The sequence below is a fragment of the Streptococcus oralis genome, assembly GCF_019929345.1.
GTDB lineage: Bacteria > Bacillota > Bacilli > Lactobacillales > Streptococcaceae > Streptococcus.
Genome location: NZ_JAHZPJ010000003.1, coordinates 43481 through 61885 on the forward strand (window position 1 = coordinate 43481; position 18405 = coordinate 61885).

At 41.0% G+C, this 18405-nt stretch carries 15 protein-coding genes, 2 pseudogenes and 1 riboswitch; of the genes and pseudogenes, 15 read left to right on the forward strand and 2 right to left on the reverse strand.

All coding sequences use genetic code 11. From position 1 onward, the window contains the following. Positions 1–7: 7 nt before the first annotated feature. Together K1I97_RS03405 and K1I97_RS03410 are read left to right on the forward strand one after the other, a co-directional pair. Positions 8–1075 carry an ABC transporter ATP-binding protein gene (locus K1I97_RS03405; RefSeq protein ID WP_223331273.1) on the forward strand — a complete coding sequence of 356 codons (1068 nt, stop codon included), beginning with the start codon at positions 8–10 and terminating at the stop codon, positions 1073–1075. 10 nt (positions 1076–1085) lie between these two features. Next, the gene (locus tag K1I97_RS03410) at positions 1086–2015 is read left to right on the forward strand and encodes an ATP-binding cassette domain-containing protein (RefSeq protein WP_084971095.1); all 930 of its coding nucleotides are present in this window, start codon (positions 1086–1088) and stop codon (positions 2013–2015) included. Between the two features lie 88 nt (positions 2016–2103). Here K1I97_RS03410 and K1I97_RS03415 read toward each other — a convergent pair whose 3' ends face one another. Next, positions 2104–3543 carry a TrkH family potassium uptake protein gene (locus K1I97_RS03415; RefSeq protein WP_223331274.1) on the reverse strand — a complete coding sequence of 480 codons (1440 nt, stop codon included), beginning with the start codon at positions 3541–3543 and terminating at the stop codon, positions 2104–2106. Positions 3544–3546: 3 nt separating this feature from the next. Beyond that, positions 3547–4896 carry a Trk system potassium transporter TrkA gene (gene trkA / locus K1I97_RS03420; RefSeq protein ID WP_129326398.1) on the reverse strand — a complete coding sequence of 450 codons (1350 nt, stop codon included), beginning with the start codon at positions 4894–4896 and terminating at the stop codon, positions 3547–3549. 402 nt (positions 4897–5298) lie between these two features. On the opposite strand from trkA, the gene K1I97_RS03425 reads away from it, so the two are divergent. The 13 genes and pseudogenes from K1I97_RS03425 to K1I97_RS03485 all read left to right on the forward strand — a co-directional run bounded on the left by K1I97_RS03425 (position 5299) and on the right by K1I97_RS03485 (position 17824). After that, complete coding sequence (locus tag K1I97_RS03425; protein ID WP_223331275.1) at positions 5299–5802, forward strand: tRNA (cytidine(34)-2'-O)-methyltransferase; 504 nt, start codon at positions 5299–5301, stop codon at positions 5800–5802. A 40-nt stretch (positions 5803–5842) separates the two neighbouring features. Continuing rightward, positions 5843–6061, forward strand: a riboswitch (FMN riboswitch). A gap of 153 nt (positions 6062–6214) precedes the next feature. Next, the gene (locus K1I97_RS03430; protein ID WP_223331276.1) at positions 6215–6778 is read left to right on the forward strand and encodes an ECF transporter S component; all 564 of its coding nucleotides are present in this window, start codon (positions 6215–6217) and stop codon (positions 6776–6778) included. Beyond that, entirely contained in the window at positions 6768–7418 is a 651-nt protein-coding gene (locus tag K1I97_RS03435) for a phosphatase PAP2 family protein (protein ID WP_223331277.1), read from the forward strand. Before K1I97_RS03430 ends, K1I97_RS03435 begins: the two co-directional genes overlap by 11 nt. Before the next feature lie 272 nt (positions 7419–7690). Beyond that, positions 7691–8737: a phenylalanine--tRNA ligase subunit alpha gene (gene pheS, locus K1I97_RS03440; RefSeq protein WP_223331278.1), complete on the forward strand. Its 1047-nt coding sequence runs from the start codon at positions 7691–7693 to the stop codon at positions 8735–8737. Between the two features lie 22 nt (positions 8738–8759). After that, positions 8760–9440 carry a hypothetical protein gene (locus tag K1I97_RS03445; RefSeq protein WP_223331279.1) on the forward strand — a complete coding sequence of 227 codons (681 nt, stop codon included), beginning with the start codon at positions 8760–8762 and terminating at the stop codon, positions 9438–9440. 231 nt (positions 9441–9671) lie between these two features. Continuing rightward, a complete protein-coding gene (gene pheT, locus K1I97_RS03450) occupies positions 9672–12077 on the forward strand; it encodes a phenylalanine--tRNA ligase subunit beta (protein WP_223331280.1) in 2406 nt (801 codons plus the stop codon). A gap of 250 nt (positions 12078–12327) precedes the next feature. After that, on the forward strand, positions 12328–13221 hold the full coding sequence (locus K1I97_RS03455; protein ID WP_223331281.1) for an ABC transporter ATP-binding protein: 894 nt from the start codon (positions 12328–12330) through the stop codon (positions 13219–13221). Continuing rightward, positions 13218–14417: an ABC transporter permease gene (locus K1I97_RS03460; protein ID WP_223331282.1), complete on the forward strand. Its 1200-nt coding sequence runs from the start codon at positions 13218–13220 to the stop codon at positions 14415–14417. The genes K1I97_RS03455 and K1I97_RS03460 overlap by 4 nt, the downstream gene beginning before the upstream one ends. A gap of 210 nt (positions 14418–14627) precedes the next feature. Further along, positions 14628–15074 (forward strand): 50S ribosomal protein L13, encoded by a 447-nt coding sequence (gene rplM, locus K1I97_RS03465; RefSeq protein WP_001044624.1) that lies wholly within the window; start codon positions 14628–14630, stop codon positions 15072–15074. Between the two features lie 18 nt (positions 15075–15092). Further along, positions 15093–15485 (forward strand): 30S ribosomal protein S9, encoded by a 393-nt coding sequence (gene rpsI / locus K1I97_RS03470; RefSeq protein WP_000075973.1) that lies wholly within the window; start codon positions 15093–15095, stop codon positions 15483–15485. A 207-nt stretch (positions 15486–15692) separates the two neighbouring features. Then, positions 15693–16133, forward strand: a pseudogene (locus K1I97_RS03475) (FtsX-like permease family protein); the annotation flags it as partial. A gap of 58 nt (positions 16134–16191) precedes the next feature. After that, positions 16192–16437 (forward strand): annotated as a pseudogene (locus tag K1I97_RS03480) (hypothetical protein). Positions 16438–16774: 337 nt separating this feature from the next. Then, positions 16775–17824, forward strand: a complete 1050-nt coding sequence (locus tag K1I97_RS03485; RefSeq protein ID WP_223331283.1) for a DUF389 domain-containing protein — start codon at positions 16775–16777, stop codon at positions 17822–17824. The last annotated feature ends 581 nt before the right edge of the window (positions 17825–18405 follow it).

Here is an 18405-nt window from a genome sequence, read left to right on the forward strand (position 1 = left end):
AGTAGACATGATAAAAGGAAAAGATGTAATTTTGACTGCTCGCGATATTGTCGTGGAATTTGACGTTCGTGACAAAGTTCTGACGGCTATCCGAGGAGTTTCTCTAGATCTGATTGAAGGAGAAGTTCTTGCCTTGGTAGGTGAGTCCGGTTCTGGTAAATCTGTATTAACAAAAACCTTTACAGGGATGTTAGAAGACAATGGACGTATTGCCCAAGGAAGCATCGACTATCGTGGACAAGACTTGACTGCTCTTACTTCTAACAAGGAATGGGAGAAGATTCGTGGTGCTAAGATTGCGACTATCTTCCAAGACCCTATGACAAGTTTGGACCCAATCAATACAATCGGTAGCCAAATCACTGAAGTGATCGTTAAACACCAAGGGAAAACAGCTAATGAAGCCAAAGAGATGGCAATCGACTATATGAACAAGGTCGGAATTCCAGACGCTGAAAAACGTTTCGAGGAGTATCCTTTCCAATATTCTGGAGGGATGCGTCAACGTATCGTTATCGCGATTGCCCTTGCATGCCGTCCAGATATCTTGATCTGTGACGAGCCGACAACGGCCCTTGACGTAACTATTCAAGCGCAAATCATTGATTTGCTTAAAACTTTGCAAAATGAGTACCACTTTACCATTATCTTTATCACCCATGACCTTGGTGTGGTAGCAAGTATTGCCGATAAAGTAGCGGTTATGTATGCTGGTGAAAGTGTAGAATACGGAACTGTTGAGGAAGTCTTCTATGACCCACGTCATCCCTATACTTGGAGTCTCTTGTCTAGCTTGCCTCAGCTTGCTGATGATAAAGGGGAATTGTACTCTATCCCAGGAACACCACCGTCTCTTTATACTGAGTTGAAAGGTGATGCCTTTGCTCTTCGTTCAGATTATGCGATGCAAATTGACTTTGAACAGAAAGCGCCTCAGTTTTCAGTCACTGATACTCACTGGGCTAAGACTTGGTTGCTTCATGAGAATGCTCCTAAAGTTGAAAAACCTGGGGTCATTGCAGATTTGCATGGCAAGATTCGTGATAAAATGGGCTTTGCTCATCTAGAAGACTAGGAGGAAGGAAATGTCTGAAAAATTAGTAGAAATTAAAGATTTAGAAATTTCCTTCGGTGAAGGAAGTAAGAAGTTTGTCGCGGTTAAAAACGCCAACTTCTTTATCAACAAAGGAGAAACCTTCTCTCTTGTTGGTGAGTCTGGTAGTGGAAAAACAACGATTGGTCGTGCCATTATTGGTTTGAATAATACCAGTAAAGGAGAGATTATCTTTGATGGGCAGAAAATTAATGGGAAAAAATCTCACAAGGAATCATCAGACTTGATTCGTCGTATCCAGATGATTTTCCAGGACCCTGCAGCTAGCTTGAATGAGCGTGCGACAGTTGACTATATCATCTCTGAAGGTCTTTACAACTATCACTTGTTCAAAGACGAAGAAGATCGAAAAGAAAAAGTTCAAAAGATGATTCATGAAGTTGGGCTTTTGAAAGAACACTTGACCCGTTACCCACACGAGTTTTCTGGTGGTCAACGTCAGCGTATCGGGATTGCCCGTGCCCTTGTGATGGAGCCTGATTTCGTTATTGCGGATGAGCCAATCTCTGCCTTGGACGTATCTGTTCGTGCACAGGTCTTAAACTTGCTCAAAAAATTCCAAAAAGAGTTGGGCTTGACCTATCTCTTTATCGCGCATGACTTGTCAGTTGTTCGCTTTATCTCAGACCGTATCGCGGTTATCTATAAGGGGGTTATCGTCGAAGTGGCGGAGACAGAGGAGTTGTTTAACAATCCTGTCCACCCTTATACTCAAGCGCTTCTATCTGCTGTGCCGATTCCAGATCCAATCTTGGAACGCAAGAAGGTCTTGAAAGTTTACGATCCTGATCAACATGATTATGAGACAGACAAGCCGTCTATGGTGGAGATTCGTCCAGGTCACTATGTTTGGGCCAATCAAGCAGAACTTTCTCGTTACAAGGAAGCTCTTAAAAAATAAACAGATTAGGAGAGGACCGAAAGGTCTTCTCATTTTTAATAGAAAAAATCCCCTTTTACTAGCTTGTAAAAGGGGGATTGTATTGTAATTAACGTTTAGACCAGGTACGTTTCATAAAGAGTAGCAAAATTGGGTAAATCTCTAAGCGGCCTGCAATCATTGCAAATGAGAGGAGGATTTTAGAGATGGGACTAAAGATGGCAAAACTAGAGGTTGTACCTAGAATCGGTCCGATATTGTTAAAACAGCTGAAGACCGCACTGGTCACGACTAGAAAATCATTGCTATCAAGACTGACGATAAAGATGAGAGAGAGAATAATCATCATATAGATGGCAAAATATTTAAGAATCTTGTGCTGAGTATCCTTGTCTATCACCGTTTTATTGACATGAAGAGTTAAGACACGGTGAGGGGATAAGATGGACAAAATCTGGTTTTTGGCAATTTTTGTAAGGATGAGTCCACGGATAACTTTGAGACCACCTGCGGTTGAGCCAGCTGAGCCACCGATTGCCATGAGGAAGAGGAGGATAAACTGGGAGAAGAGAGGCCAGTTGGTGATATCTCCGTAACCAAAACCTGTTGTCGTGATGATGTTGGAAACCTGAAAGAAGGCCATTTCAACACTTTTAGAGACACCTTGGTAGAGGTGGAGCGTATTAAGAGTAATCAAGCCGGTAGAAACTAGGACAATGATTACATATGCTCGTAGTTCTTCATCTCCAAAGAAGGCCTTGACCCGACGGAGCATGAGGAAGTAATACAGGTTAAAATTGACACCGAAAACCAGAACGCCAAAACTGACAAGATAGGTAATCAGGGAACTGCCGTAATGGGCAATTCCATCGTTGTAGACGGTGAATCCCCCGGTTCCCGCTGTTCCCATAGCGATGACAAAGCTATCAAACAAGGGCATACCTGCTAAATAGTAGATGACGACAAAGAGGGAGAAGAGCCCGAGGTAAAGGAGATAGAGGATCTGGGCAGTGTTTTTCAGTTTGGATACAACCTTACCAAAGACAGGACCAGGGACCTCTGCCTTCATCACCTCTAAGTGACTATTCTTAGCATTGTCCATAATGGCAAGCGCAAAGACAAGCACCCCCATCCCTCCAATCAAGTGGGTGAAACTTCGCCAGAAGAGGAGAGAACGACTGAGAACCGAGACATCTGTTAGAATGGTCGCTCCTGTAGTTGTGAAACCAGAACTAATTTCAAAGAAGGCATCAATGACACTTGGGATTTGTCCTGAAAAGACAAAGGGAAGCGCTCCAAAGAAAGACCAGAGAATCCAACAGAGGGCAACGATTAAGACACCCTCCTTGGCATAAATCCGCTGATTTTTCGGTTTTCGTAAAACGCCTAGACCACCGAGAAGGACTAAAATTCCAATCGTAGTAAAAAGAGCTGTAAACACTTGGCTGGATTCTTGATAATAGGTCGCTACACTCACAGGCACTAGGAGTAGAATAGCCTCAATCAAGAGAAGTTTTGAGAGGAGGTAACGAATCATACTTTTATTCATTTTTTACCTCTCAATCAAATCATAAATTTTGGTGATGTTTGGTAGCAGGGTAGTTACCAGTAACTGGTCTCCGACCTCCAGTGTATCCTCTCCAGTAGGGAAGATTGTTTTTCCTTTTCGGATAATAGCTGCGATGAGAACCCCTTTTTTCAATTTTAACTGTGAAAGAGGTTTGGCAGTCATTTTATTAGCTTCCTTGATTTGGAATTGGAGAGTTTCAATTTGTCCGTTTGCTAGATGGTGCATGGCTTGAAGATCTGAGTATTGGGCGTTTACTCGACCACGGATAAAGTGCATAATGGCATCTACCGCGATGCTTTTTGGTGTAATGATACTTGAAAAATCAGGCGCATGGATGATTTCTAGGAGGCTAGTTCGGTTGACCTTGGTGATATTCTTATGGACGCCAACACGGTCAAGGAACATAGAGGTGATGATATTTTCCTCATCAACTCCAGTCAAGGTTGCGACTGCGTCGTAGTGAGGAGCACTTTCTTCTAGTAAGATATCTTTGGCAGTCCCATCTCCCTGAACGATATAGAGATTTGGGAATTTTTCACTAAAGAAACGGGCTCTTTCAGGGTTAATCTCGATGACCTTGGTATCGATACGGCTGTCTTTCAAAATGCCAAGTAGATAATAAGCGATTTTTCCAGCCCCGACGATAAGTAAGCTTTTCACTGCACGCGATTTGAAATAGTTGTGGAAAAGCATCATATCCACACGATTTCCCGTAACAAAAATCCTATCCTTGTCCTGGATAGTGACATCACCACTTGGAATCATGAGTTGATGATCTCTCTCCATAGCACAGACAATGATGTTGCCAAATTTCTTACGGAAGTCTGAGATTGGCATTTGACAGAGGCCGCTAGAATCTTTGATAACAAACTCCATCAGGCTGACACGACCTCCAGCAAAACGCTCCACTGAGAGGGCATTAGGGAAATCGATGATATTTGAGATGGCACGGGCTGCTAAGAGTTCTGGATTAACGATAAGTGAAAATCCAAGAATATTTTTCTCTTTAAAATAAGCATTAGAGTATTCAGGATTTCGCACTCGGACGATGGTTTCTTTAGCGCCCATTTTTTTAGCCAGTACCGCTGAAATCATATTCACTTCATCGTATTCAGTTAGAGCGATAAAGATATCACACTCTTGAACACCGGCTTGCTCCAAGATGGCAAAGTCGGCACCATTTCCAAGGAGTCCCATGATGTCAAAGCGGCTGACAATATGGTTCAGTACAGCTTCATTTTGCTCGATGAGGACAACGTCATGTTTTTCTGCAACTAGTGAACGACAGAGGGCAAAACCGACTTTCCCTCCACCAACAAGGACAATTTTCATATAAAAAACCTACTTTTTCATGATGTAACTATCATACCCTTTTTTAGCAAAAAATGCACTTGCCAAGGCGATTTTTAGGGGGAGAAAGGGCTTTTTCAAGTTTTTGAAGATAAATATACTTAACTTCTATAACAAGGTCTCTGATTTGAAGTGATTTTACTCTTTTACTATCCCTTTTCAGAAATGGAATGACCAAACATGAAAATATCATTAAAAAAAGTAAAAAAAATCAAGTCGTTTCTATTGACATTGATTCTGAAAGTGTTATACTAAGAAAGTAGTTTCGCTGATTTACTTCAAACCTGTTGTGAGGTAAGTTAACGATGCCTTAACCACGCTGTTTGCTGAGCTTGACTCCGGGCAGTGTGGCTATTTTTTTGCAATGATAAAAGGAAGCCAGTCATGACAAATCACATTGTTTTATTTGAACCTCAGATTCCACAAAATACAGGCAACATTGCGCGTACTTGCGCTGCGACCAATTCTCCTCTCCACATCATCAAACCGATGGGATTTCCTATTGATGATCGCAAGATGAAGCGGGCTGGTTTGGATTACTGGGATAAGCTTGAGATTTATTTTTATGATAACTTGGCAGACTTTATGTCTCAGATGAAAGGGCAAGTCTACCTGATTTCCAAATTTGCAGAAAAGGTCTATTCTGAGGCGAATTTGGCAAGTGGTGAAGATCAGTATTTTCTCTTCGGACGTGAAGACAAGGGCTTACCAGAGGATTTTATGAGAGAACATCCTGAGAAGGCCCTCCGTATTCCCATGAATGATGAACATGTCCGCAGTCTCAATGTTTCCAATACGGTCTGCGTGATTGTCTATGAGGCTCTTCGCCAGCAAGATTTTGCCGGTTTGGAGCTTGTTCACACTTATGAAGTGGACAAATTGAAATAAACAAAATGCTTGCACTTGCAAGCGTTTTTTGTTATGATTAGAGGGTCTTCAGGGCAGGGTGTAATTCCCGACCGGCGGTAAATTTGACTAGCTATTTTAGCTTTCTCGTCGTTGTCTTGTCTCGATATACTTTAAGTATTATCTTCGACTGCGACGCCCAGGTAAATCTAAAATATCTTGGCCAAATAAGTCCGCGAGCGCAAGCTGATGTGGTGCGATTCCACAACCGACAGTATAGTCTGGATGGGAGAAGACGAAAGAATAGCTTTGTCTGTTCGGATGAGTTTATAGATAAATTGCAACCGCTTGCTCAACAGAGTGAGGGGGAACTTTTGGGATATAAAAAGTGAGAATAGATAGAGGGATCCTTTCCAACTTCTTCTGATTTTATAGAAAATTGGAGGAACCTGTTATGACAAACACACGTCGACTTTCGACCATTGCGATTTTATCAGCCATCTCATTTGTGCTGATGTACTTTGACTTTCCGCTCTTGCCAGCGGCGACCTTCCTCAAGATCGAGTTTAGTATCTTGCCAGTCCTTGTGGGCTTGGTGGTGATGGATTTGCCTGCTGCTCTAGGGATCCTTTTGCTGCGATCACTCTTGAAGTTGCTTCTGAACAGTCAGGGAGTGAATACCTACATTGGGTTGCCAATGAATATCGTAGCTCTGGGAGTTTTTGTTATCGCCTTTGGTTTGATTTGGAAAAAGGAACGGACAACCCTTCGTTTCCTTCTAGCATCTCTAGCGGGAACTATTGGATTGACTGCTGCTATGTTGGTTCTCAACTATGTCTATGCTGTTCCTTTGTACGCGAAGTTTGCCAACTTTGATATTGGAAAAATTATGGGACTTTCCAACTACCTCATGACCATGGTATTGCCTTTTAACCTGATTGAAGGTGTAATCTTTGCCATTTCATTCTGGTTGTTATACGTCCTCTTGAAACCAACCTTAAAACATTATGAGAGATAAACAAACATTTTTAATGAAGGGCTCTTTTGCCCTTTTACTTTTCGTCCTTCTTGGCTATATGGTTAAGTTCTATCCTGAGACACTGGTCGGTTTTGATCAACCGATTCAGACTGCCATTCGCGGAGACTTACCAGATTATTTGACAGTTTTGTTCCGTGCGCTTACGCATTTGATTGATATCCCGGTAATTATCACCTGGGTTATAATTACAGCCTTTGTCTTTTATCGAAAGCAGTGGAAGATAGAAAGCTTCTTCATGCTGGGGAATCTGGCCTTGGCAGGTCTTTTAATCGTGACCTTTAAAAATATCTACCAGCGCCCACGACCAGCTATCTTACACCTAGTCGAGGAGAAGGGATTTTCCTTCCCAAGTGGCCATTCTCTGGCTGTAACTTTGATGGTAGGCACTTTGATTGTCATTCTCAGTCAACGGATTAAAGATCCAGTCTGGAGAAAAATCGTGCAAATCGTCCTTGGTCTTTACCTAGTCAGTGTATTGGTATCAAGGGTCTATTTGGGAGTTCACTACCCATCAGACGTCCTTGCCAGTCTCTGTGTGGGCTTGGGAGTCCTGTTTATCGAGTTTCCCTTCTATGATAAGCTCCGCTTCCAATGGCGATTTAAAGGCAAGCAGAAGTGAGATAGGTCTTGCAAGAATGGTAAAAATCTGATAAACTATGTAGTAATTGAATAGAAATCCGCAAGACTAGTAACTCAAGGGAAGTATATCAGGGAGGAGAGCCGTGACTGCAAGCTCTCTATATGAAAGCTGGGTGAATTCACTTGCGTATGGATTTAGAAATGAAGGTCTGACTTGTCAGATGAAAACGGATGGTACCGCGTGTCAACGCTCCGAGTGGAGTTTTTGGCATGTGGTTTTCTTTTTATCTACGAGCGACTGATGGAGGAATTATGTCAACTATTGAAGAACAATTAAAAGCGCTTCGCGAAGAAACGCTGGCTAGCTTGAAGCAGATTTCTGCTGAAAATGAAAAAGAGATGCAAGACTTGCGTGTCTCTGTCCTTGGTAAAAAAGGGTCGCTTACTGAAATCCTTAAAGGGATGAAAGATGTCTCTGCCGAGATGCGCCCAATCATCGGGAAACACGTCAATGAAGCTCGTGATGTCTTGACAGCTGCTTTTGAAGAAACAGCTAAACTCTTGGAAGAAAAGAAAGTTGCAGCTCAACTAGCAAGTGAGAGCCTCGATGTGACCCTTCCAGGTCGTCCAGTTGCGACTGGTTACCGTCATATCCTCACACAAACCAGTGAGGAAATCGAAGATATCTTTATCGGTATGGGGTACCAAGTCGTGGATGGTTTTGAAGTTGAGAAAGATTACTATAACTTTGAGCGTATGAACCTTCCTAAAGATCATCCAGCTCGCGATATGCAGGACACTTTCTATATCACAGAAGAAATCTTGCTCCGTACTCATACGTCTCCAGTTCAGGCGCGTGCTATGGATGCCCATGATTTTTCAAAAGGTCCTTTGAAAATGATCTCACCAGGACGTGTATTCCGTCGTGATACGGATGATGCGACCCACAGTCACCAATTCCATCAAATCGAAGGCTTGGTTGTTGGGAAGAACATTTCTATGGCAGACCTTCAAGGAACGCTTCAGTTGATTGTGCAAAAAATGTTTGGGGAAGAGCGTCAGATCCGTCTGCGTCCATCTTATTTCCCATTCACAGAGCCATCTGTTGAAGTGGATGTTTCCTGCTTTAAGTGTGGTGGAGATGGCTGTAACGTATGTAAGAAAACAGGTTGGATTGAGATTATGGGGGCCGGTATGGTTCACCCACGTGTCCTTGAAATGAGTGGAATTGATGCGACTGTTTACTCTGGATTTGCCTTTGGTCTTGGTCAAGAGCGTGTAGCTATGCTCCGTTACGGAATCAACGATATCCGTGGCTTCTACCAAGGGGATGTCCGCTTCTCAGAACAGTTTAAATAAGATTGAAACGCGAGGATATTTTATGATTTCGGAACAAAACTATAACAAACTTTTAGAGAAGTTTGGTGATATATCTTCATTTGCGATTTATAAAGAATCTAAAAATAATGATAAAGCAACATCTGAAAATATATCCTATGAAGAAGCTATTGAAAATCATCAAAAAGACTACATAAATCCTTCTAATATAATACTTATGGTAAACCCCTCTGCTAAAAGAGAACAATCCCCTGATAGTAATTTTTCTTCATTTCATCATTCAAATATTAATGATCGTCATTTAAGATTCTTAACTATGAAAACAAGTACATTTTGGAGGAATCTATACGGATCATATGTAACTGATCTATTTTCTGATGTTGTCGAATCTGTAATGGATAATTTAATTTCGGCAGTAAAGGATGATAATAAAAAGGACTACAGAAAACAATCGTATAAAGAATTAATCGAACAATTAGAAATATTGTCCCAGGATTCAAAAGAAGAAAAGTTAAATATATATGTTTGTGGTGCTTTGTCGAAGAGTAAGCGTAAAGATTTTATTTTTTTTATAGAAGAATTAATAGAAGAAATTTCAGAAAACTCAGATTTAAATATTGAACTTAGTTTTTATGCTGTTTATCATCCTGGTTATCAAAATTTAAAAAAATTAATTCAAGGTGGTTGTGAAAAAATAGTTAAGCATTCTATGAAGGTTGAATGAAATAGTTCTTAATTGGGAAGTTAAGTTTTACTATTTAAATGTAACTTTATAGAAAGAGTTTGTTCACAGAGTTGTGGCTAAAAACTTTTATTCTATAGAGATGGTAAGAGATAAGAGCTCTTCCTAAGACAGCCTCGGGCTGGAAAACACAAAATGAAAGGATCTAAACGAGGGCCAAAAGAAATCTAGGAAAGTCATCTAGATTTCAGCATAGCCCTTGGTATCTTACATATGTTAGTTAGTTATAAATGGTTAAAAGAGTTGGTGGACATTGATGTGCCATCACAAGAGTTGGCTGAAAAAATGTCAACCACAGGGATCGAGGTAGAAGGTGTCGAATCACCTGCTGCCGGTCTCTCAAAAATTGTCGTCGGTGAGGTCTTGTCTTGCGAAGATGTGCCAGAAACTCATCTCCATGTTTGTCAGGTTAACATTGGCGAAGAAGAAGCCCGTCAAATTGTCTGTGGCGCTCCAAATGTGCGTGCGGGTATCAAGGTCATGGTGGCACTTCCAGGTGCTCGTATTGCTGACAACTACAAGATCAAAAAAGGGAAAATCCGCGGTCTTGAGTCACTTGGAATGATTTGTTCACTGGGTGAGTTGGGTATTTCTGACTCCGTTGTACCAAAAGAATTTGCAGATGGTATCCAAATCTTGCCAGAAGATGCTGTTCTAGGTGAGGAAGTCTTCTCATATCTGGACTTGGATGATGAAATCATCGAACTTTCCATCACTCCAAACCGTGCGGACGCCCTTTCTATGCGTGGGGTGGCCCATGAAGTGGCAGCCATCTATGACAAGGCGATCAGCTTTAAAGAATTTACTCTAACTGAAACAAATGAAGCTGCGGCAGATGCTCTTACTGTCAACATTGAGACAGACAAGGCTCCTTACTATGCAGCTCGTATCTTGGATAATGTGACTATCGCACCAAGTCCACAATGGTTGCAAAACCTCCTCATGAACGAAGGTATCCGTCCAATCAACAACGTAGTGGACGTAACCAACTATATCTTGCTTTACTTTGGTCAACCTATGCATGCCTTTGACTTGGATACCTTTGAAGGGACTGACATCCGTGTGCGTGAAGCGCGTGCTGGTGAAAAATTGGTGACCTTGGACGGGGAAGAGCGTGATTTGGAAACAAATGACCTCGTGATTACTGTTGCTGACAAACCAGTAGCCCTTGCAGGTGTCATGGGTGGTCAAGCAACAGAAATCTCTGAAAAATCTAGTCGTGTTGTCCTTGAAGCAGCTGTTTTCAATGGCAAATCTATCCGTAAGACCAGTGGTCGCCTCAACCTTCGTTCTGAATCGTCTTCTCGCTTTGAAAAAGGAATTAATGTGGCAACTGTTAACGAAGCTCTTGATGCGGCAGCTAGTATGATTGCCGAACTTGCCGGTGCGACGGTGCGTAAGGGCATCGTTTCAGCTGGTGAACTTGATACTTCTGATGTGGAAGTTTCTTCAACTCTTGCTAACGTCAACCGAGTCCTCGGAACTGAGCTTTCATATGCGGATGTGGAAGATGTCTTCCGTCGTCTTGGATTTGGCCTTTCTGGAAATGCAGAAAGCTTTACAGTCAGCGTACCGCGTCGTCGTTGGGATATCACCATCGAAGCAGACCTCTTTGAAGAAATAGCTCGTATCTATGGTTATGACCGCTTGCCAACTAGTCTTCCAAAAGATGACGGTACAGCAGGGGAATTGACTGCGACACAAAAATTGCGCCGTCAAGTTCGTACTATCGCTGAAGGAGCAGGTTTGACAGAAATCATCACCTACGCTCTGACAACGCCTGAGAAAGCAGTTGAGTTCACAGCTCAACCAAGTAAGCTGACAGAACTCATGTGGCCAATGACTGTGGACCGTTCAGTCCTTCGCCAAAATATGATCTCAGGTATCCTTGATACGGTTGCCTACAATGTGGCTCGTAAGAACAAAAACTTGGCACTTTACGAGATTGGAAAAGTATTTGAACAAACAGGAAATCCAAAAGAAGACCTTCCAGATGAGATCAATAGCTTTGCCTTTGCTTTGACAGGTTTGGTTGCAGAAAAAGACTTCCAAACAGCAGCGGTTCCAGTTGATTTCTTCTATGCTAAGGGAATCCTTGAAGCGCTCTTTGCTCGCTTGGGATTAGAAGTGACCTATACAGCAACATCTGAAATTGCTAGCCTTCACCCAGGACGTACAGCTGTGATTTCACTCGGTGACCAAGTTCTTGGTTTTCTTGGACAAGTACATCCAGTCACTGCCAAGGCCTACGATATCCCAGAGACCTATGTAGCGGAGCTCAACCTTTCAGCCATCGAAGCTGCTCTACAACCAGCGGCTCCATTCGTGGAAATCACGAAATTCCCAGCAGTCAGCCGTGATATTGCCCTTCTTCTCAAAGCAGAAACTAGCCATCAAGAAGTTGTAGACGCAATCCAAGCTGCAGGTGTGAAACGATTGACAGACATCAAACTCTTTGACGTCTTCTCAGGTGAAAAATTGGGACTTGGCATGAAGTCAATGGCTTATAGCCTAACCTTCCAAAATCCAGAAGAGAGCTTGACAGACGAAGAAGTCGCACGCTATATGGAAAAAATCCAAGCTTTTCTCGAAGAAAAAGTCCATGCAGAAGTGCGTTAACTCATCAATCCATCCTTTGGGGTGGATTTTTAGTTTCAAGAAGACAGTTCAGGATCAAAAATGAACAATTGGGGAGTAAAAGCCCTCAGCTATACTTTATTGGGTTATAATTGATCTATCACTTGGGTACTCAAAAATCTTAGAGAGTTTAGTTTTTAAGGAAGGATGAACAAGATAAAAATGTACATAAATCCTTGTAAAGGCTATCAAAAAGGAGTATAATAAGTGCAACATATTTCGGAGGTGGAAGATGCTAGAAGTAAGAAATCTAGAGAAAAGTTTCGGTTCCAAGCAAGTCTTGTTTGGTGTAGATTTTCAGGCAAGTCCAGGACGGATTCTGGGGCTGGTCGGGAAAAATGGTTCTGGGAAAACAACGATTTTCCACAGTATTTTGAAATTTTTAGACTATCAAGGAGAGATCAGTCTGGATGGACAGGAGATTCGCCAGGAAACCTATGCTCGAATTGGTTATCTGCCTGAGGAACGCAGTCTTATGCCCAAGTTGACAGTTCTTGAGCAAGTTCGTTACTTGGCTACTCTAAAGGGCATGGATGCTAAGGAGGTCAAAGAAAAACTCCCTCAATGGATGGAAAAACTGGAAGTGAAGGGGAAATTGACCGACAAAATCAAGAGCCTCTCAAAAGGGAATCAGCAGAAAATCCAGTTGATTATCACCCTAATCCATGAACCAGACTTGATTATCCTGGATGAGCCCTTTAGTGGTCTGGATCCAGTCAATACTGAGTTGCTCAAGCAGGTCATCTTAAAAGAAAAGGAGCGTGGTGCGACCATTATCTTTTCAGACCATGTCATGACCAATGTTGAGGAGCTTTGCGATGATATTCTCATGATTCGAGATGGGCGTGTAGTCTTGCATGGACCGGTCCAAGAAGTTCGCAATCAATACGGTAAAACACGTCTCTTTGTCTCAAGTGAACGAAGTAAGGAAGAACTGGAAAGTCTTCCTCATGTCAAACAGGTGAGCTTGACCAAGCAAGGTAGTTGGAAATTGATCCTAGATGATGAGAACGCTGGAAGGGAACTCTTCCCAATCCTCACTCAAGGTCAATACATCGCGACCTTTGACCAACAAGCTCCAACAATCGATGAAATCTTTAAACTAGAATCAGGGGTGGAAGTATGAGAAATATGTGGGTAGTTATTAAAGAAACTTATCTGCGACATGTCAAGTCCTGGAGTTTCTTCTTTATGGTCATTTCACCATTCTTTTTTATCGCTCTAACTGGAGGTATTAGCTATCTTCAAGGATCTTCTATGGCTAAAAATAGCAAGGTAGCTGTAGTAACAACCGTACCATCTGTAGCTGAGGGACTCAAGGGTACCAATGGGATTAACTTTGACTATCAGGATGAAGCCAGTGCCCAAGCCGCCATCAAGGATGAAAAAATCAAGGGTTATCTAACTATTGATCAAGAGGACAGTGTCCTCAAAGCTGTTTACCATGGTGAAACTTCGCTTGAAACAGGTATCAAGCTAGCAGTAACCAATAAACTCAATGAACTTCAATACCAATTCAATCGCTCGGCAGCCAATTTGTCTCAAGAACAGGAAAAACGCCTGAGTCAAACCGTTGACTTTACTGAGAAGATTGATGAATCCAAGGAAAATAAAAAAATTGTTCAAACCATTGCGGCCGCAGGGCTCGGTTTCTTCCTTTATATGATTTTGATTACTTATGCTAGCGTCACTGCTCAGGAAGTAGCCAGCGAGAAAGGAACCAAAATCATGGAAGTGGTCTTTTCTAGTATCAGAGCTAGTCATTATTTCTACGCTCGTATGCTGGCTCTGCTTCTTGTGATTTTGACCCATATTGGGATTTACGTCGTGGGTGGACTTGCTGCCATTCTGCTCTTTAAAGATATCCCTATCTTGGCACAATCTGGTATTTTAAACCACTTGGGAGAGGCCTTCTCGCTCAATACCTTATTGTTTGTCTTGGTTAGTCTCTTTATGTACGTTGTTTTGGCAGCCTTCCTAGGCTCCATGGTTTCTCGCCCTGAGGATTCGGGAAAGGCCTTGTCGCCATTGATGTTCTTGATTATAGCCGGATTTGTCGGTGTGACTTCTCTAGGTGCTGCTGGTGACAATTTAGTTCTGAAAATTGGTTCCTACATTCCTTTCATTTCGACCTTCTTTATGCCATTTAGAGCCATTAATGGGTATGCAAGTGATTTAGAGTCCTGGATTTCATTAGCGATTACAGTCGTTTTTGCAGTGACTGCAACGGTCTTTATCGGCCGCATGTATGCCAGCCTAGTCCTTCAGACAGATGATCTAGGCCTATGGAAAAGCTTTAAACGTGCCTTAGCTTACAAATAGGAGAGCCTCGCGAAAGCGAGGTTTTTCTAGACTTTAAACGGGAAAATAGATAAAATTATTTTTTATATCTATTGACTTTTAGTAGTAAAATTTGGTATGATAGTAGACGGTATTGTTTACCCCATTTGTAAGGCCCCGGAACCTTTCAAATACCCCGCGGACCGGAACATCCGCCCAGTAAACAAAAACGATATTCATATAGGAGAAATCATGAACAAAACTACATTCATGGCTAAACCAGGCCAAGTAGAACGCAAATGGTACGTTGTTGACGCAACTGATGTACCTCTTGGACGCCTTTCAGCAGTTGTTGCTAGCGTACTTCGCGGAAAAAACAAACCAACATTCACACCACACACTGATACAGGTGACTTCGTAATCGTTATCAATGCTGAAAAAGTTAAATTGACTGGTAAAAAAGCAACTGATAAGATCTACTACACTCACTCAAACCACCCAGGTGGATTGAAACAAATCTCTGCTGGTGAACTTCGTTCTAAAAATGCAGTACGTTTGATCGAAAAATCAGTTAAAGGTATGCTTCCACACAATACTCTTGGCCGCGCTCAAGGTATGAAATTGAAAGTATTTGTTGGAGCTGAGCACACTCACGCTGCACAACAACCAGAAGTTCTTGATATTTCAGGACTTATCTAAGGAAAGGAACAATAAAGTATGTCACAAGCACAATATGCAGGTACTGGACGTCGTAAAAACGCTGTTGCACGCGTTCGCCTTGTTCCAGGAACTGGTAAAATCACTGTTAACAAAAAAGATGTTGAAGAGTACATCCCACACGCTGACCTTCGTCTTGTAATCAACCAACCCTTCGCAGTTACTTCAACTGTAGGTTCATACGACGTTTTCGTTAACGTTGTAGGTGGTGGATACGCTGGTCAATCAGGGGCTATCCGTCATGGTATCGCTCGTGCCCTTCTTCAAGTAGACCCAGACTTCCGCGATTCATTGAAACGCGCAGGACTTCTTACACGTGACTCACGTAAAGTTGAACGTAAGAAACCAGGTCTTAAGAAAGCTCGTAAAGCATCACAATTCTCAAAACGTTAATCAATACGATTATATCAACGTTTCGAAACACTTCATGGTTCACACCATGGGGTGTTTTTTTGATGATTTTTAGCAAAATTCACACCACTTTTCACACCAAATTCAGGCTCTTTGTCAACTGTAGTGGGTTACCAAAAAGTCATACTCTGGAGAGGACAAGATTTGTTCTCTCCTTATAAACAATCGCTTCATTTTGAAAATCAGGAAAGCGTTGTTTACGGATCTAGTAAAGCAAATAATAGCCAAGAAGGCAATGCAATGTTTGGTGGCTTCTTCTTTATCGGTATCTTCCTATCCATTATCTTTATGGTCGGTACAGTATTAGTCATCTACTACAAACAAATCTCTGAAGGATATGAAGACCGCGAACGCTTTGTAATTTTGCAAAAGGTTGGTTTGGATCAAAAGCAGATCAAGCAAACTATTAACAAGTAAATCTTGACCGTTTTCTTTCTTCCTGTAATCTTTGCCTTCCTCCATCTGGCCTTTGCTTATCATATGTTGAGCTTGATTCTAAAGGTCATTGGAGTAGTCGATGCGACCATGATGTTGATTATAACCTTATCAATCTGTGGAATCTTTGCACTCATCTATGTTTTAATCTTTATGATTACTTCAAGAAGTTATCGTAAGATTGTTCAAATGTAAAAAATAATAATGCAATAGAGTGCCTAGAATATAAACATATAAAAATAAAGGAGATAATATGAAATCTGAAAGTTATTTTGACGGAGGAATCCTAGATTATATTGGATACTCTATCTTAGTAGCCATAATTTGCGGGCTTATCTTGGGGATCGCAACACCTTGGGCGGTTTGCATGATGCAAAATTGGAAAACCAAACACACAGTAGTGGATGGGCAACGTCTATACTTTGACGGGAATGGAGCACAACTGTTCGGTAACTGGATCAAGTAGTTTCTTCTAACCATCATCACGTTTGGAATCTAAGGCTTCTGGTTGAACATCAAAATGGAGCAATGGATTGTCAAACACACTCATCATGTTTAAAGATTAAAACGGCATCTTCTTTCAGAGGAGATAACGTTTTTTCATCTTCGGATAAGGATACAAAAATTTCTTCCTTTCTCTATCTTTCAAATTGATTGAGTTCTCCTTGAAAAACTGTAAAATTTTTGATATAGTGTGTAGGATGGATTGATGGATATTTAAAAGATAATTTTCAAAAGAATAACAGGTGAGAATTAAAAATATGTAAGATTAGACAGAAGTCTCTCTGCCATCATTCAAGCAGAAACAAGATTATATGAAATAAAAGGAGCAACCAATGACCGGAAACTATTCAACACGTGAATACCGTGAGAAATTATATGATGATCTTCATGTTCGATTAAGAGATACAGTGATTTTGATGTGTGCGATTTTTATTGCCTCTATCGGCTTAAATATGAATTCAACAGCTGTCATTATTGGAGCCATGCTGATTTCCCCTCTTATGACATCGATTGTTGGACTCGGATTTGGTTTAGCTATTTTTGATACGCGTTTAATCAAGCAATCTCTAGAGGTTTTATTTACTCAAGTATTGGTTAGCTTGCTTGTCTCGGCTCTGTATTTCTGGATTTCTCCCTTATCTTATGAAAGTAGCGAATTGATTGCACGAACCTCTCCAACCATTTGGGATGTTCTCATTGCTATTGCTGGTGGGATAGCAGGTGTAATTGGGTCAAGGAAAAAAGAAGCAAACAATATCGTACCAGGAGTAGCCATTGCAACAGCTCTGATGCCACCTATCTGTACTGCAGGTTATGGTTTAGCTAATGGAAATGTACGATTTTTATTTGGGGCTCTCTATCTTTTCTTGATCAATTGTGTCTTTATCATGCTAACCAACATTGTTGGAACAAGAATTTTGATGAGGAAATCTCCCTTAAGTTCATTTAAAGAGCTAAACATTAAAATGAAAATTGGCTTGACATCCTTGATTGTATTATTGATTCTTCCAGCCAGCTATTCAGCAGTCACTCTGACGATAGATCAAGCGCGAAAAGAAGGAATCAAACAGTTTGTAGGAAAAGAGTTCGCCAATCATACGGTCATTAATCAAGTCTACAAGTCAAGGAACAATGAATTGGTCTTGACGGTTGTTGGAGATCCGATTTCAGAAGAAGAATTAGAAACGCTCCACCAAAAACAAGCCTCTTACGGTATTCAATCTGTTCAATTGAAAGTCAATCAAGTTCATAATTCGACAAAATTAGATAGTGAGATGACCAAGGAATTTTATGAAACCATTAACAAGTATATCGATCAAAAACTCTCTGAAAAGGATTCACAAAAAGAGCTCGTAAAAGAAAATGAAGCAGACAAGGATTGAGGACGATGAACTGAATAGGTTTTTATGCCGTGTTTTTCTTGTTTGTTCTTCTTTCTCACCTATAACAAAATAAAATTGATGAATACGAGGTTTTTCTTTAGATGAAAGAAAGTACATAGAAGAAAGGGATAGTGTAAATGAGTAAAGTATTTTACTGCAAATTCAATTTATAAAAAAACAACCAGAAAGCAAATATTAATTTTGCGGTTTTTCTTTCTGGTTGTTTTCTGATAACGGAGGTTTGCTCAAATGCTATAAGAAATAAATTAGGAGGTCTATCATCTAAAAAATGTATGTAACAAAAAATAATTTAACTAATGGTGTGAACTTTTAGTATTTATCAGCTCAATTCGTGTATTTTTTGGATAGAATTAACACCATTCAGATGAAATCAGTTAAAATTTAATGAAATTTTGAGGTTTGAAAATCTGTGAAAACGTTGATTTTAAAAGCTTTTGAAATTTATTCAAACAAAAGTTGTTCAAACCAGGTCTTAAGAAAGCTCGTAAAGCATCACAATTCTCAAAACGTTAATCAATACGATTATATCAACGTTTCGAAACACTTCATGGTTCACACCA

What these genes read in the sequence shown, in the direction of transcription:
- K1I97_RS03445 (WP_223331279.1), top strand. Translation starts at nt 8,760, where the DNA reads ATGATTTCGGAACAAAACTATAACAAACTTTTAGAGAAGTTTGGTGAT.
- K1I97_RS03430 (WP_223331276.1), top strand. Translation starts at nt 6,215, where the DNA reads ATGACAAACACACGTCGACTTTCGACCATTGCGATTTTATCAGCCATC.
- K1I97_RS03425 (WP_223331275.1), top strand. Translation starts at nt 5,299, where the DNA reads ATGACAAATCACATTGTTTTATTTGAACCTCAGATTCCACAAAATACA.
- K1I97_RS03415 (WP_223331274.1), bottom strand. Translation starts at nt 3,543, where the DNA reads ATGAATAAAAGTATGATTCGTTACCTCCTCTCAAAACTTCTCTTGATT.
- pheS (WP_223331278.1), top strand. Translation starts at nt 7,691, where the DNA reads ATGTCAACTATTGAAGAACAATTAAAAGCGCTTCGCGAAGAAACGCTG.
- rplM (WP_001044624.1), top strand. Translation starts at nt 14,628, where the DNA reads ATGAACAAAACTACATTCATGGCTAAACCAGGCCAAGTAGAACGCAAA.
- trkA (WP_129326398.1), bottom strand. Translation starts at nt 4,896, where the DNA reads ATGAAAATTGTCCTTGTTGGTGGAGGGAAAGTCGGTTTTGCCCTCTGT.
- pheT (WP_223331280.1), top strand. Translation starts at nt 9,672, where the DNA reads ATGTTAGTTAGTTATAAATGGTTAAAAGAGTTGGTGGACATTGATGTG.
- K1I97_RS03410 (WP_084971095.1), top strand. Translation starts at nt 1,086, where the DNA reads ATGTCTGAAAAATTAGTAGAAATTAAAGATTTAGAAATTTCCTTCGGT.
- K1I97_RS03485 (WP_223331283.1), top strand. Translation starts at nt 16,775, where the DNA reads ATGACCGGAAACTATTCAACACGTGAATACCGTGAGAAATTATATGAT.
- rpsI (WP_000075973.1), top strand. Translation starts at nt 15,093, where the DNA reads ATGTCACAAGCACAATATGCAGGTACTGGACGTCGTAAAAACGCTGTT.
- K1I97_RS03435 (WP_223331277.1), top strand. Translation starts at nt 6,768, where the DNA reads ATGAGAGATAAACAAACATTTTTAATGAAGGGCTCTTTTGCCCTTTTA.
- K1I97_RS03455 (WP_223331281.1), top strand. Translation starts at nt 12,328, where the DNA reads ATGCTAGAAGTAAGAAATCTAGAGAAAAGTTTCGGTTCCAAGCAAGTC.
- K1I97_RS03460 (WP_223331282.1), top strand. Translation starts at nt 13,218, where the DNA reads ATGAGAAATATGTGGGTAGTTATTAAAGAAACTTATCTGCGACATGTC.
- K1I97_RS03405 (WP_223331273.1), top strand. Translation starts at nt 8, where the DNA reads ATGATAAAAGGAAAAGATGTAATTTTGACTGCTCGCGATATTGTCGTG.